The organism is Thermus sp. NEB1569 (assembly GCF_022385295.1).
Taxonomy (GTDB): Bacteria; Deinococcota; Deinococci; order Deinococcales; family Thermaceae; genus Thermus; species Thermus scotoductus.
The window spans coordinates 1,008,914-1,022,719 of the sequence record NZ_CP092445.1; the positions used below are offsets into that span (position 1 = coordinate 1,008,914).

Genomic DNA, 13,806 nt, shown 5'->3' on the forward strand with positions numbered 1-13,806 from the left:
GAATGGGGCAGGCTGCTTCCCAGGGCGAACACCTGGAGGATGCCTTCATGCGGACCTTGGGCCTTCAGATTCAGCACCTGGCCCCGGGGGAGGCGGTGGTGGCGGGCGTGGTGGGGGAGGAGCACCTGAACCTCCACGGCACCGTCCATGGAGGATTTCTCTATGCCCTCGCCGATAGCGCCTTCGCCCTGGCCTCCAACTCCCGGGGGCCCGCCGTGGCCCTATCCTGCCGCATGGATTACTTCCGTCCCCTTTCCGCCGGGGCGCGGGTGGAGGCGAGGGCCCAGGAGGTCAACCTCTCCCGGCGTACCGCCACCTACCGGGTGGAGGTGGTGTCCGAAGGGAAGCTGGTGGCCTTATTCACGGGAACGGTGTTTCGCCTGGGAGGAGATGCCTTTCCCGGTGCAGGGGAAGGGCTATCTTCCGGACAGAACGCTTGGCGCAAGGAGGAGGGATGATGTACCAACCGGAATTGGAAACCCTGTCCAGGGAAAAGCTGAGGGCTTTGCAGGAGGAAAGGCTTAGCAACATCGTGGCCTACGTGTACGAGAGGGTGCCCTTCTACCGACGGCTTCTGGACGAGGCAGGGGTGGACCCGAAGGGAGTGCGGACCCTCGAGGACCTCCCTAAGCTCCCCTTTACCAAAAAGGACCACCTTAGGGAAAACTACCCCTTTGGCCTCTTTGCCGTGCCCCGGGAAAGGCTGGCGCGCATCCACGCCAGCAGCGGCACCACCGGCAAGCCCACCGTGGTGGGATACACCAAAAACGACCTCCAGGTCTTTGCGGAGGTGGTGGCCCGCTCCCTGGCGGCAGCGGGGGCCAAACCCGGGATGATGCTCCACAATGCCTACGGCTACGGCCTCTTTACCGGAGGACTGGGCCTCCATGGGGGAGCCGAGGCCTTGGGGATGACGGTGGTGCCGGTGTCCGGTGGGATGACGGAGCGGCAGCTCATGCTCATTCAGGACTTCCGCCCGGAGGTGATCTCCTGCACCCCCTCCTACGCCCAGACCCTGGCGGAGGAGTTCAGGAAGCGGGGGGTCTCCCCGGAGGAGCTCTCCCTGGAATACGCCGTGCTGGGCGCTGAGCCCTGGACCGAGACTATCCGGAAGCAGGTGGACGAGGGGCTTGGGGTGAGGAGCACCAACATCTACGGGCTTTCCGAGATCATCGGTCCCGGGGTTGCCAACGAGTGCGTGGAAGAACGCCAGGGGAGCCACATCTGGGAGGACCACTTCCTGCCCGAGGTGGTGGACCCGGATAGCGGCGAGCCCCTTCCTGAGGGCCAGGTGGGGGTTTTGGTCTTCACCACCCTCACCAAGGAGGCCGTGCCCCTCTTGCGGTACTGGACCGGGGACCTCACCTTCCTCACCTACGAGGCCTGCTCCTGCGGTCGCACGCACGTGCGCATGGGTCCCATCCTGGGCCGCACCGACGATATGCTCATCATCCGCGGGGTGAACGTGTACCCCACGCAGGTGGAGGCGGTGCTTTCGGGCATACCCGAGGTGGAGCCCTACTACCAGATCGTGGTGCGGCGGGAGGGTACCCTGGACGAGGCCGAGCTCAAGGTGGAGGTTTCCGAAGCCTTCTTCCAGGAGATCGGGCGCAAAGCCCTTTCCGATGAGGTCATCGAGGCGGACCACCGCCTCCACGCCCTGAGGGAGAAGGTGGCCCACAAGATCAAGGACAGCATCGGGGTGAGCATGAAGGTGACCCTCCTGGCCCCGGGGGAGGCCCCGAGGAGCGAGGGGGGGAAGCTGAGGCGGGTTCTGGACCTGCGCAAGAAGTAGCCATGCGTCCCATTCCCCCTGGCTTCCAGGCGGTTTTTGAGACCGTGGTCACCCCCGAGATGACCGTGGACTTTGAGGAGCTCGGCCCAGTCCATCCCGTTTACGCCACCTACTGGATGGCCAAGCACATGGAGCTGGCCGGACGCAAGATCATTCTCCCCTTCCTGGAGGAGGGGGAGGAGGGAATCGGCAGCTACGTAGAGGTGCGCCACCTGGCCTCGGCGCTCCCGGGGATGCGGGTCAGGATCGTGGCCCGGCACGAAAGGACCGAGGGAAACCGGGTCTACGCCAGCATGGAGGCCTACAACGAGCTTGGGGACCTGATTGGCCGGGGGCGCACGGAACAGGTGATCCTCCCCAAGGAGAAGGTGGAGGCCCTCTTCGCCCGGCTGCGGGAGAGGTGGGAGGCTAGGGGAAGGGTCTAGCTGCCTAGATCTGGTCCAAGAGGTCCCCGGGATGCCCCGAGCCCTTTCAGAGGGCTCGGGGTGTACCCTGGAAATAGGGGGTCCAGATGATGCTACTGGATGGAGTGGAGCGGAATGCCTTCCGCATACTCCTGGGCCAGGATGCCAGGAGCATGGATGTGCTTTACCGGATCAGCCCCCTTTGGGCTACCCGGGTGATCCAAAAACGCATGCGCCACCTGCTCTCGTGACGACTCCCCGGACTAAAGTCCGGGGCTTCTCGGGGTGTTTCCCTGCGGGAAAGCACGCGGGGTTTTCCCCGAAGGCCCCGTCCAGGCCCAGAAAGACCTTGACTCCGTATCGGCAGGCGAGCGCAATGCTTCTGGCTCTGCCACGGGTGTTCGTTTGGAGTTTTACCCATCGGACTACCCGATGGAACCCCCTACTCCAAGTTTCAAGGTCCACGGGGAACTTTGCCCCCAAAAACACTGTACCAAATCCGTGTCCACCTGTGGTGGACGTGGGGGAGTCCATGTATCCCCGGTTTGGTCAGCCTGTGTCACGCGTTAGCGTATCTTGAGGGCTATCTTGGAAACCGGGGGATTATAGCTCCCCCACACCCCCTCTTTTCTCTAAAGCTTCAGGGGTCTGCCCGCAATAAGCAGGTAGACCTCCTGGGCTGCCTTCGCCAGCAGGGCGTTCACCTCTCCCAAGAGGTCCCGGTAGCGCCGGGCCAGGGGGTTTGCGGGAACGATCCCCATCCCCACCTCGTTGGAGATGGCGATGACCCGCTTGCCGCTGGAGGAGACCGCTTCCAGGAACTGCCGGGCTTCCGCGAGAGGATCGCGGTCCCTCTCCAGAAGGTTGGAAACCCAAAGGGTGACGCAGTCCACCACCACCGTGGGGTAACGGGCCCTCTTAAGGGCTTCCACCAGGTCTAAGGGTTCTTCCAGGGTTTCCCAGGTGGGGGGACGTTCCGCCCGGTGGCAGGCGATCCTCTCCGCCATCTCCCCATCCCGGGCCTCCGCGGTGGCGATGAGGGTGGCCCAGGGGCCGGCAAGCCTTTGGGCGTGGCGGCTCTTCCCGCTTTTGGCCCCGCCCAGGAGGAGGATGAGGCCGGGGGGAGGTGGGGGGTCAAGGGATTCCTCTTTCCCCCTGGGCGCTGGGGAAGGGTTTGGCCTAAGCCCTAGGTGGCGGTGGAGGTGCGCGAGGTCCAGGTGCTCCTCTAAGGCGTCGGCCAGCTGGTCCAGGACTGCCTCCAGGGCCTTGGCCTCTTGGCCGAAGAGGGCCCGCTGCACCCCAGGATTTTCCAAAAGGCCGTGAAGCCAGGTGGCGAGAAGGGGCCCTTCCTGGTGCACCAAGGGGATCCCCTGGCCGTGGTGGATCTCGTAACCCTGGGCCCTCAGGCCGTTCAACCTGGCCCAGAAGCCGGAAAGCCCCCGGAAGACCACCCCGGCCGGGCGTACCGTTTTCTCCCTGAGCATCCGCACCTGGAAGGGAAGGAGGCCTAGGCCTGGGAAAACCCCCTTGACCTCCACCCCCTCCTCGTCAAGGATGGCCTGGGCCAGCATCTCCGCTCCCCCGCAGATGGCCAGCACAGGTTTTCCCGCCTCGAGGTGGGCCCGCAGGAGGGGTAGGAAGCCCTGGAGCCAGGCCAGGTCCTTGGCGGGCAGGCGGCTTCCTGGGAGGATTAGGAGCTCGGCTCCCTGGGCCTCCTCGGGGGTACGGGCGTACACAGGCTGGGCGAGTTCCGAAAGAGGCCAGAACTCGTCCAGGTTGGAGGCATGGGGGTAGCGGAGGATGGCCACCTTTGGGCCCAGGCTCTTTCTCGGGTGGTGGCGGAATCCATCCTCCTCGGGCAACTCCAGGGGAAGCATGGGCAGCGTGCCTAGGACCGGGATTCCCGTCCAGCCCTCCAGGAGGCGGTAGGCTGGTTCCAGCAAGCGGATGTCCCCCCGGAACTTGTTGAGGACGAAGCCAAGGAGCCTCTCGCGGTGCTCCCCCAGCAGGGCCCAGGTGCCGTAGAGGGCGGCCAGGGACCCTCCCTGGTCCACGTCGGCCACCAGGAGGGCCTGGGCCCCCGCCCACTCCGCCACCTGAAGGTTGGGGAGGTCCGGCCAAAGGTTCCGCTCCACCGGGCTTCCTGCCCCCTCGAGGACCAGGAGGTCGAACTCGTTCCCCAAGGCCTCCAGGGCTTCCCGTACGGGAGCCTCCAGATGGGGTCTACGCTCCTTCCAGGAAAGCCGGGAAAGAAGGGGGTCCACCCGGCCCAGGACCACCACCTGGCTTCCCTCGAGGCCCATGGGCTTGATGAGGATGGGATTCATGCGAGGATCGGGTTCGGTCCCTGCCGCCACCGCCTGGAGCCACTGGGCGCTGGCCATCTCCCCGCCCGCCACCACCCGGGAGTGGTTGGACATGTTCTGGGCCTTAAAGGGAGCTGCCCGGAGGCCCAGGCGCCGGAAGTGCCTGAGGAGCCCAGCGGTGATAAGGCTTTTTCCCACCCCGCTTCCCGTCCCCCAGATGATGAGCGCCTTAGCCTTCACCCTGAACCTCCAGAACCGGTGCGAAGGAGGTCTTGGCCAACGTGCAAGCCTTCGCTGTTCCCTCCCAGCCGTTCTGGGCCTTCAGGCTTGGCCCAGTGGGCCGAGGTGCCCTAGGCGAGGGGAACCAGGGCCATGTTTTAAGCCACCCCTTTTCCACGCTCATCAGGGTTCTGTCCTCCATCAGATCCTCGCGGCCAGGGTCTCGGCGAGGGCTGCCAGGAGGGCCTCTATAGCCTCCTCTCTTTGGGCAGAAAGCCTTAGCCACTCGGGCAGGCCAAAGCTGGTGGCGTCTCTTGCCCGTATGCCCTTTTCCCTTAGCCTCCTGGCCACCTCCGTGGCCTGCTGCCCCACCCGCACCAGGAGGAAGTTGGCCGGGCTTTCCCGCACCGGTAGGCCTAGCTCCCGTAGGCCCTGGGCCAGGAGACGGCGCAGGCGGATGAGTTCCCTTTTGCTCTCCTCCAACCATCCCTGGGCCTCTGGGTCCAGGTGGCCTAAGAGGAGGGCCTCCCCGTAGACGGAAACCGGCCAGGAAGGAGCCAGATGGCGGAAGGAAGTGAGGTCCATGGGGGCCAAAAGGTACCCGGCCCGTATCCCAGTGAGGCCATGAGCCTTGTTGGGGCTGTACAGGCGCCAAGCGCCTTGGGGCAGAGGAAAGGGCTTTTCCATAAGGGGGTAGTAGGCCAAATCCAACACCAAGGCCCCCCCGGCCCGTTGTGTGGCCTCCTCCAGGAAGGGGTACACCTCCCCCGTGGGGTTGTTGGGCACGCAGAGGAAGGCCAAGGAGCTTCGGGGTAGAAGCCTCAGGAACTCCTCCGGGCTTCCTGCTTCAAAAAGGGGCAGATCCAGGGCCCGCGCAGCCCTGGCGTACTCGCTGAAGGTGGGCTTGAGGAGTATAAGGGGCCCTTCGGGCCTAGGTTGGCTAGGGTGGAGGATGGGGCCCCTGAGGTGGTTCCAGCGGGCCAGGCGGTGGATAAGTTCGCTGGTGCCCGTGCCCACGGCCACATGGCTTTCCGGAACCCCGTGGGCCTCGGCCAGGAGGCGGTGGGTTCTATGGTAGAGGGGGTCTGGGTAGCGGCTTGGATCGGCCTGCCTGAGGTACTCCAGGATCACGGGGTTGGGCCCCAGGGCGTTGGCGTTGGTGGAGAAGTCGTAGAGGGGCTCAGGACCCCCATCGGGCCCGCCGTGGATGGGCCTCAGCGCATCGTCCAGCATGGCTACATGCTATGCCCTTCTCGCTCCTCCGGAGTGTGGCCTGGCCCTAACCCCTGGCCCGCACCAGCCAGGCGGAGAGGCCCATGAGGCCTGTGAGGAGCAAGAGGGTGGCGGCGAAGGCCAGGCGGTGGTTGGGAAGGACGGCGTAGAAGAAGGCCAGGGAACCCCCGGCCAGGGCGCTTCCCAGGGCTTGGCCCAGGGCCCGGGCCACGGACAGGGCACCCGAGGCCAGCCCCTCGAGGCCCCCAGGCGCCAGGGAAAGCACTAGGGCGTTGTTGGCCGCTTGAAAAAGGGCCCGCCCTATCCCCAGGAGGAGGAGCCCCAAGGCCGAGCCCCAGAGGGGATGCCAAAGGGGCAAGAGGGCGAAGCCCACGCCCGCGGCCACCAGGAGGTAGGCCCCGAGGAGGGCCATGCGGTTGTACCCCAGGCGGTCTGCGGTGCGGCCAGCCCAGGCACCCAGGAGGAGAAGTTGCAAGGGGTTGAGGAGGAGAAGGGTGCCGATGGCGCTGGGGGAGAACCCCTCTGCCCCCAGGTGGAAGGCCAAGGCCACGGTGGTGCCCAGGGTGTGGAGGAAGTACAAGGAGGTGGCCGCGAGGGCCTGAAGGAACCCAGAGGCCTCGAACAAGCGCCTTAGAGAAAAGAGGGGGTGTGGGGGAGCTATAATCCCCCGGTTTTTAAACCGGGGATACATGGACTCCCCCACGTCCACCACAGGTGGACACGGATTTGGTACTGTGTAGAAGAAGCCAGCCATGCGCAAAGCCTTCAAATACCGCCTGTACCCCACCCAGCCCCAACAAAAAGACCTGGAGCGCACCCTCTCGCTGTGCCGCCACCTCTACAACGCGGCCTTGCAGGAGCGTAGGGATGCTTACAAGAAGGCCGGGAGGACTGTCGGCTTCTACGAACAGAAGAGGTATCTGCCCGAGATACGGGCCGAGCTGCCGGAGTACAAGCACATTCATTCCCAGGTCTTGCAGAACGTCATCGAACGGGTGGACCTGGCGTTCAAGGGCTTCTTCCGTAGGGTCAAGGCGGGACAGAAAGCGGGATACCCCCGCTTCAAGGGGCAGGGGCGCTACGACTCCTTTACCTTCCCCCAGGCCTACGAAACCGGGGTCAAGCTCCAGGATGGGGGAAGGCGTGTACTCCTCCACGGGATTGGCTCCGTCAAGGTCAAGCTCCACCGCCCTTTGGAAGGGAAGATCAAGACGGCGACGGTTAAGCGGGAAGGCGAGCATTGGTACATCATCTTCATCACCGAGGTGGACCCCAAGCCTTTGCCTCCAAGCGAGGAGGCCATCGGCATAGACCTGGGCACCAACCCCCACTTCCTCGTTACCTCGGAAGGGGAGATGGTAGAGGCTCCCCGCCACTTCCAGAAAGCCGAGGAGAAGCTGGCCAAGGCCCAAAGGGAGCTTTCCCGGAAGAAGAAGGGAAAGAGCGGCAGGAAGAAGGCCAGGCTCAAGGTAGCCAAGCTCCACCGCAAGATCGCCAACCAGCGCAGGGACTTCCACCACAAGGTAGCCAGGAAGCTGGTAAACCGCTATGGAACCATCGTCCACGAAGACCTGAACGTTCAAGCCCTTTCCCGCTCCCATATAGCCAAGGGCGTACACGACGCGGGCTGGGCCCAGTTTCTCATGATCCTCGCCTACAAAGCGGAAGAAGCTGGTAGGCGAGTCATCAAGGTAGACCCCAAGTACACCAGCCAGGACTGCCCGGTGTGCGGCCATAGGGAGAAGAAGCCTCTCTGGGTGCGGGCGTACACCTGTCCCCAGTGTGGGGCGCTTCTCCACCGGGATGTGGCCGCCGCTCAAAACATCCTGGCAAAGGCCTGGACGGGGCCTTCGGGGGAGACCCCGCGTGCTTTCCCGCAGGGAAACACCCCGAGAAGCCCCGGACTTTAGTCCGGGGAGTCGTCACAGAGCCTTCCTGCCTGGGAAGTTCCGGAAGATTGCCCGAGAGGAAGAGGGCCAGAAGCCCCACGGGAAGGGGGAGGAGAAAGACATAGGAAAGGCCCCAGGTGGCGGCCAAGCCTCCAAGGGCAGGGCCCAAGAGGGTGCCGGTGGCCACGGTGCTGGCCACCATGCCCATGGCGTAACCTCGGGCCTGGGGAAAGGCGCTGGTGGCCAGGCCGGGCACCAGGCCCACCACCATGGCGGTGGCCACTCCCTGGGCCAGGCGGAGGAGGATGAGGTGGGGAAGGCTCGAGGCCAGGGCTAGGGCTAAGGCCAAGGCGGCGTGCAGGATCAGGCCCAGGCGGAAAAGCCGCGCGGCACCCAGGTAGCGGGCCAGCCAGGCCACGGGCAAATAGGCCAAGGCCGCTCCCAAAAGCCCAGCGGAAACCGCCTGCTGGGCAGTATCCGGACCTACCTCGTAGATCTGGGACAGGAGGGGGAGGGCAGGGGCCAGGCTGCTTTCGCTCACCGTTCCGAGGAGCACGCCAAAGAGGAGGGCCACGAGCCTCGAGTCCACGGGAAAAGCCTACCCATAACCGGGCCGGGGTGGGTAGGGCACGAAGCGGTGTAGACCTCCGGACCTTGCACCTTTCCACGTTTCCATGCCCAGGGGGAAACTGGGGGCGTGGGTACGCACACGCAGGTGTATCTCCTTTCCGAGGCCCGGGGCCTTTCCCGGGATCTCTTGGGCGGCAAGGGGTTTGGGCTGGTGGAGATGGCCCAGGCGGGGCTTCCCGTTCCCCCGGCCCTCATCATCACCACGGAGGCTTGCCGCCGCTTCCTCAAGGAGGGGGCGGTGCCGGGCCTGTGGGAGGAGGTCCGGGCCAAGCTGGTGGCCTAGTAGGCAAGCGCTTCGGTAAAGCGACACGGAGCTTTCCCCCGAGGACCTCGAGGCCCTTTCCTTCCAATACCTGCGCCACCTGCAAGAGCGGGGTACGCCCTTCCCCATAGACCCCTGGCTTCAGTTGCAAGGGGCCATCGAGGCGGTCTTCCGCAGCTGGCTGAATCCCCGGGCCAAAACCTAGCTTACCGCCCGGCTTGCCGCAGCCCAGGCGGGGCTTCGGGCCTCGAGGTACGCTGGCACCTGACCGAAACCTGAAGGAAGCCCAGGGGGGTCAGCCCCCCTGGGTTTAAGGCTTTAAACTGGAATGGTCTTCAGGATTAGCGGACTTAAGAAGAGGGCCGTGAGGGAAGTCTACACCCTTTTGGTGAAAAGGGGTCTGGCGCTGAGCCGACTGCCTTTTAGAAGGGTTTCACCTCTATCCCTGCTTCCTCCAGCGCCCTGCGCACCGCCAGTGCCACCTCGGGGGCGTTGGGGTTGTCCCCGTGGATGCAAAGGGTTTCCGCCTTGACCTCCACCTCCCCGCCATCCAGGGCCTCGACTTTTTTTTCTAGAACCATCCTGAGGGCCCGCCTGGCTACCTCCTTGGGATCGCTGATCCAGCTTCCCGGGAGGGAGCGGGGGGCCAGCTGGCCGTTTCTCAGATACGCCCGTTCGGGGAAGGCCTCGAGGACCACCCTTAGCCCTGCCCTCCGGGCCTCCTCCTCGTACACCGTGCCGGGAAGCACCACCAAGGGCACTTCGGGGTCAAAGGCCTTCACCGCCTCGGCGATGGCCCGGGCGGTTTCCCGGTCGCGACAGGCTCTGAGGTAGAGGGCCCCGTGGGGCTTCACGTGGTGAAGGCTTAACCCTTCCGTCTTCAGGAAGGCGTAGAGGGCTCCTATCTGGTAGAGGACGTCCGCATAGACTTCCTCGGGGCTCAGGGCCATATCCCTGCGACCAAAGCCCACCAGGTCGGGGAAGCCCGGGTGGGCTCCCACCGCCACTCCATGGGCCTTGGCAAGGGCCACCGCCTCCCTTATGCGGGTGGGACTTCCCCCATGAAAGCCGCAGGCCAGGTTCACCGAGGTCACCAGGGGAAAGATTTCCCGATCGTGACCGTAGGTAAAGGTCCCATAGGATTCCCCAGCGTCGACGTTCAGATCTACGAACATAATTACCCCCTTACATGGAAAGCTTAACGTCCCGTCCTCCACACCTAACTTGGTAGCTTGTGCCCCTAAGTCCGTACTACCTACCCCCCATGTAAAATCTCACGGGCCTCCCCTAGGGTTTCCCGAGGCGTTCTGTACCCTAGTTCCGAGTGGAGCCTTCCCACGCCAGCTGTTCCCCTTCCAGGTACACCTCCAGCACCCTTAGGGCCTCGTCCAGCACCACGAGATCCGCCCGCTTCCCCAAGGCGATCTCCCCCCGGTCCGAAAGGCCCAGGTATCGGGCCGGGTACAGGGATAGCCGCTTGGCCGCCTCCTCCAAGGGCATGCCCCAGGCCACCAGGTTCCTTAAGGCCTGGTCCAGGGTAAGGGTGCTCCCCGCCAAGGACTCTCCCAGCCACACTCCCTCCTTCCGCTTTTCCACCCGATGGGCCCCCAGGGGATAGGTGCCCTCCGGCATCCCCGCCGCGGCCACAGCGTCGCTCACAAAGTACAGCCCGGGAATGGTCTTCAAAGCCAGCCGGATGGCGGCCGGGTGCACATGCAGGCCATCGGGGATGATCTCGGCCCATTTCCCCCGTTCCAGGGCCAGGCCCACCACTCCCGGGGCCCGGTGGTGCAGGCCGGTCATGGCGTTATAGAGGTGGGTGAAGCCCACCGCCCCTGCCTCCAGGGCGGATAGGGCCTCCTCGTAGCGGGCTCCCGTGTGCCCGAGCTGGACCCGAATGCCCTTTTCCGCCAGGAAGCGGATGAGTTCTAAGGCCCCGAGAAGCTCGGGGGCTAGGGTCACCACCCGCACGGGAGCCAGGGAGAGAAGATGGCTGGCTATTTCCCGGTCCGGGGGAAGGGGGAAGGGGGGCTGGGCTCCCAGGCGGTTTGGGCTGATGAAAGGACCCTCCAGGTGAACGCCCAGAAGGGCCTTTCCCCAAGGGCCTTCCATGGCCGCCTGCGCTCCTTTGAGAGTTCTTTCCAGATCGGCCAGGGGAGCAGTGACGGTGGTGGCGAGGAGGCCTGTGGTGCCGTGCTGGAGGTGGAAGCGCAAGGTGGCTTCTACTCCCTCCTGGCCCTCCATCACCTCCCTTCCGCCTCCCCCGTGCACGTGGAGGTCCAGGAAGCCCGGGAGGATGTAAGGGCCCTTCACGGGAGCCTCCTCTATGGCCTCTATGCGCTCGCTGAAGTGAAGCCTGCCCTGTACGAAGCCTTGGGGAGTCAGGATGGAGCCTGCTAGCACAACCGCCTCCTTATCCGGGTTCCACCCGTTGCCCGGCTCAGCACGTTCACCTGGGTGCCGGGGCAGCAAATGGCCCGGAACACCCGGAGGAGCAGTGCTGGGTGGGGATACCGCTCAGGTGCATGCATCCATGGTATTCCGGAGGGCCTTGCCGGGGCCGGATATGGCTTCCTCCGAAGTGAAGAGGAATCCACTGGCGGATGGGGGATTTAGGACGCAAGTCCGGTTTGCGGTTGCCGAAAGAGGCGAAGGAAGTATGATGGAAGTGCTTCTATGTGGATAGGAAAAGGAGGGGATATGGGAAGAATCCTGGCGGTGTGGGTATGGCTTAGCCTGGCCCTGGCGGTCCCGGTGACCTTCCGCTACACACCCCCTTCGGGCCTCGAGGTGCGCTCGGTAAGCCTGAGGGGTTCCTTCAACGGCTGGGGGGAAACCCCCATGCAGAAGGAGGACGGGTCCTGGGCGGTAACCGTGGACCTGGATCCAGGGGAGCACCAGTACAAGTTCTTCATCAACGGCCAGTGGCCCAGGGACATGTGCAACGATCCCACCTTCGGCACGCCCATGGTGGACCCGAAGGCGGCAGGGTGTGTGGACGATGGCTTTGGGGGTCAGAACGCCGTGATCGTGGTCCAGGCCCCGGTGGCCCCCACCCCTCCTGCGGGGCCCGTGGCCCTGGACTTCGCCCATGATCCGCTGGACGCCCAGTATGTGTCCCATGCCGATGGCAAGCTTTCCGTGCGCTTCCGGGCAGGGGAGGGGGCGGTGGCGGCCGCCTGGGTAGAGGTGGAAGGAAAGAGGGTCCCCATGCACCTGCAACTGAGTTTTCCAGGAAGCGAGGTTTGGCGTGGGACCTTACCTGGGGGCGTGGGAGCCTACCGCATCCGGGTGCGGACCCAGGATGGGAAGGAGGAGGTGTTCGGTCCCTTTAACCCCCCCGAAAGGCCCTTTGCCGAGGTGGCCTGGGTAGGCGAGGGGGTGGGTTACCAGATCTTCCCCGAGCGCTTCTACAACGGGGATCCCGGCAACGACGCCCTGGCCCTGGAAACCGACGAGTACCGCTTTAACCAGGTGTGGCAGCGCTCCTCCGGGCCCAAGCCCCATCTCTCCCGCTGGACCGATCCCCCCTCACCCTTGCACTGCTGCCACCAGTACTTCGGGGGGGATCTTGCCGGGGTGCTGGCCAAGCTTCCTTACCTAAAGGCGCTGGGGGTTAGTGTCCTCTACCTGAATCCCATCTTTGATTCCGGGTCGGCCCACGGCTACGACACCCACGACTACCTCAAGGTTTCCCCCAAGTTCGGCGACAAATCCCTCTTGCGCAAGCTGCTGGACGAGGCCCACCGCCTCGGCATGCGGGTGATCTTTGACTTTGTGCCCAACCACACCGGCTTGGGCTTCTGGGCCTTCCAGGATGTGGTGCGGCGGGGGCCTAGGTCCCCTTACTGGAACTGGTACTTCATCAAGCGCTGGCCCTTCCTGCCCGGCGATGGTTCCGCCTACGAGGGATGGTGGGGCCTGGGTAGCCTCCCCAAACTGAATACCGCCGACCCGGGAGTGAAGCGCTACCTGATGGAGGTGGCCAAGTACTGGGTACGCTTCGGCTTTGACGGGGTGCGGGTGGATGTGCCCGGGGATGTGCTAAATCCTCACGCTTTCTTTAAGGAAATGCGGGCCGAACTGAAGGCCATCAAGCCCGACGCCTACCTGGTGGCGGAGATCTGGCAGAGGGATCCTAGCTGGCTCCGGGGGGATGAGTTTGACTCCCTGATGAACTACGCCATCGGCCGGGATATCCTCCTTCGCTTTGCCAAGGGGGGAAGCCTGGCCCTGTACAACGCCCGCCGGGCCTTGGCGGACCTGGCCCGGGTTTACGCCTTTTACCCGGAGGCGGTGGCCGGGATGGGCTTCAACTTGATCACCTCCCACGACACGGCCCGCCTCCTTACCGAGCTTGGGGGCGGGGGCCTGAAGGACGTTCCCAGCCCGGAAGCCAGGGCCCGGCAGCGGCTTGCGGCGGCCATGCTCTACGCCCTTCCCGGTCTCCCCGTAACCTTCCAGGGGGATGAGTGCGGTTTCACCGGGGAAAGGCCAGCCGACCCCCCCCACGAGCTCAACCGGTACCCCTTCCAGTGGGAGAAATGCCATGGGGAAACCCTGGCCTTTTACCAGGAGCTGGCGGGGCTGCGCCAGGAGCTTGCGGCCCTCAGGAGCGCCGTGTTCCGGACCTACTTCGGGGAGGGCCATCTTCTGGCCTTCTTCCGGGGGGAGCCGGGGGAAGGGGAGGTGCTGGCAGCGTTTAATAGTGGCCTCGAGGCCGCCACCCTACCCCTGCCCCCAGGTGGCTGGCGGGACCCCCTGGAGGGGCGGACCTACCGCAAGGAAGTGGCCGTACCGCCCCTTGGCTTCCGGTATTTACTCCACCTGGGTCGCTAGGTCCCGAGGGGGCTTTTGGCCAGCGGGGGTTCCGGGATGATCCCGGGCCCTGTCGGGGAGTGGAAGGCCCCCCAAGCCCTGCAGGATACCCTGGCCCGCAACCGGTCAAGGGCCTTATGCCACCCCACGCGGGGTCCCGGTAAACCACCCCCAGCCCGCCGCCAGGCGGGCTGGGGGCCCGGTTGTGCCTTAACCAAGGGACTTGTGTGGCCCCTCATGAAGTAGGGGT

At 64.9% G+C, this 13,806-nt stretch carries 10 protein-coding genes and 3 pseudogenes; 7 read left to right on the forward strand and 6 right to left on the reverse strand.

Going from position 1 to position 13,806, the window contains the following annotated elements; all coding sequences use genetic code 11:
- Nucleotides 1-2: 2 nt before the first annotated feature.
- The 4 genes and pseudogenes from paaI to MI302_RS06020 form a co-directional block, all read left to right on the forward strand.
- Nucleotides 3-458, forward strand: coding sequence for a hydroxyphenylacetyl-CoA thioesterase PaaI (gene paaI / locus MI302_RS06005; RefSeq protein ID WP_019550556.1), 456 nt, complete (start codon nucleotides 3-5; stop codon nucleotides 456-458).
- Nucleotides 458-1,795 carry a phenylacetate--CoA ligase family protein gene (locus MI302_RS06010; RefSeq protein ID WP_239726504.1) on the forward strand — a complete coding sequence of 446 codons (1,338 nt, stop codon included), beginning with the start codon at nucleotides 458-460 and terminating at the stop codon, nucleotides 1,793-1,795. The genes paaI and MI302_RS06010 overlap by 1 nt, the downstream gene beginning before the upstream one ends.
- A 2-nt stretch (nucleotides 1,796-1,797) precedes the next feature.
- Entirely contained in the window at nucleotides 1,798-2,220 is a 423-nt protein-coding gene (locus MI302_RS06015) for a thioesterase family protein (RefSeq protein ID WP_015716953.1), read from the forward strand.
- Between the two features lie 89 nt (nucleotides 2,221-2,309).
- A pseudogene (locus MI302_RS06020) lies at nucleotides 2,310-2,450 on the forward strand (short-chain dehydrogenase); the annotation flags it as partial.
- A gap of 381 nt (nucleotides 2,451-2,831) precedes the next feature.
- Here MI302_RS06020 and MI302_RS06025 read toward each other — a convergent pair.
- The 3 genes and pseudogenes from MI302_RS06025 to MI302_RS06035 form a co-directional block, all read right to left on the reverse strand.
- The gene (locus tag MI302_RS06025; protein WP_239726462.1) at nucleotides 2,832-4,745 is read right to left on the reverse strand and encodes a cobyric acid synthase; all 1,914 of its coding nucleotides are present in this window, start codon (nucleotides 4,743-4,745) and stop codon (nucleotides 2,832-2,834) included.
- A gap of 180 nt (nucleotides 4,746-4,925) precedes the next feature.
- A complete protein-coding gene (locus MI302_RS06030; protein WP_239726463.1) occupies nucleotides 4,926-5,957 on the reverse strand; it encodes a histidinol-phosphate transaminase in 1,032 nt (343 codons plus the stop codon).
- A gap of 46 nt (nucleotides 5,958-6,003) precedes the next feature.
- Nucleotides 6,004-6,591, reverse strand: a pseudogene (locus MI302_RS06035) (MFS transporter); the annotation flags it as partial.
- A 118-nt stretch (nucleotides 6,592-6,709) separates the two neighbouring features.
- On the opposite strand from MI302_RS06035, the gene MI302_RS06040 reads away from it, so the two are divergent.
- Nucleotides 6,710-7,867: a transposase gene (locus MI302_RS06040; protein ID WP_239726464.1), complete on the forward strand. Its 1,158-nt coding sequence runs from the start codon at nucleotides 6,710-6,712 to the stop codon at nucleotides 7,865-7,867.
- A gap of 13 nt (nucleotides 7,868-7,880) precedes the next feature.
- Here the strand turns inward: MI302_RS06040 and MI302_RS06045 are convergent.
- Nucleotides 7,881-8,435: pseudogene (locus MI302_RS06045) on the reverse strand (MFS transporter); the annotation flags it as partial.
- A 108-nt stretch (nucleotides 8,436-8,543) separates the two neighbouring features.
- On the opposite strand from MI302_RS06045, the gene MI302_RS06050 reads away from it, so the two are divergent.
- Nucleotides 8,544-8,759: a PEP/pyruvate-binding domain-containing protein gene (locus MI302_RS06050; protein ID WP_239726465.1), complete on the forward strand. Its 216-nt coding sequence runs from the start codon at nucleotides 8,544-8,546 to the stop codon at nucleotides 8,757-8,759.
- A gap of 401 nt (nucleotides 8,760-9,160) precedes the next feature.
- On the opposite strand, the gene MI302_RS06055 is transcribed toward MI302_RS06050, so the two are convergent.
- On the reverse strand, nucleotides 9,161-9,913 hold the full coding sequence (locus tag MI302_RS06055; protein WP_239726466.1) for a LamB/YcsF family protein: 753 nt from the start codon (nucleotides 9,911-9,913) through the stop codon (nucleotides 9,161-9,163).
- Between the two features lie 139 nt (nucleotides 9,914-10,052).
- On the reverse strand, nucleotides 10,053-11,141 hold the full coding sequence (gene nagA / locus MI302_RS06060) for an N-acetylglucosamine-6-phosphate deacetylase (RefSeq protein ID WP_239726467.1): 1,089 nt from the start codon (nucleotides 11,139-11,141) through the stop codon (nucleotides 10,053-10,055).
- Nucleotides 11,142-11,438: 297 nt separating this feature from the next.
- Here nagA and MI302_RS06065 point away from each other — a divergent pair, with 297 nt between their 5' ends.
- Nucleotides 11,439-13,577 carry an alpha-amylase family glycosyl hydrolase gene (locus MI302_RS06065; RefSeq protein ID WP_239726468.1) on the forward strand — a complete coding sequence of 713 codons (2,139 nt, stop codon included), beginning with the start codon at nucleotides 11,439-11,441 and terminating at the stop codon, nucleotides 13,575-13,577.
- Nucleotides 13,578-13,806: the final 229 nt, after the last annotated feature.

Excerpts from the sequence above, each read along its gene's own strand:
- MI302_RS06015 (WP_015716953.1), top strand. The coding sequence starts at position 1,798 with ATGCGTCCCATTCCCCCTGGCTTCCAGGCGGTTTTTGAGACCGTGGTC.
- MI302_RS06055 (WP_239726466.1), bottom strand. The coding sequence starts at position 9,913 with ATGTTCGTAGATCTGAACGTCGACGCTGGGGAATCCTATGGGACCTTT.
- MI302_RS06010 (WP_239726504.1), top strand. The coding sequence starts at position 458 with ATGTACCAACCGGAATTGGAAACCCTGTCCAGGGAAAAGCTGAGGGCT.
- MI302_RS06030 (WP_239726463.1), bottom strand. The coding sequence starts at position 5,957 with ATGCTGGACGATGCGCTGAGGCCCATCCACGGCGGGCCCGATGGGGGT.
- paaI (WP_019550556.1), top strand. The coding sequence starts at position 3 with ATGGGGCAGGCTGCTTCCCAGGGCGAACACCTGGAGGATGCCTTCATG.
- MI302_RS06065 (WP_239726468.1), top strand. The coding sequence starts at position 11,439 with ATGGGAAGAATCCTGGCGGTGTGGGTATGGCTTAGCCTGGCCCTGGCG.
- MI302_RS06040 (WP_239726464.1), top strand. The coding sequence starts at position 6,710 with ATGCGCAAAGCCTTCAAATACCGCCTGTACCCCACCCAGCCCCAACAA.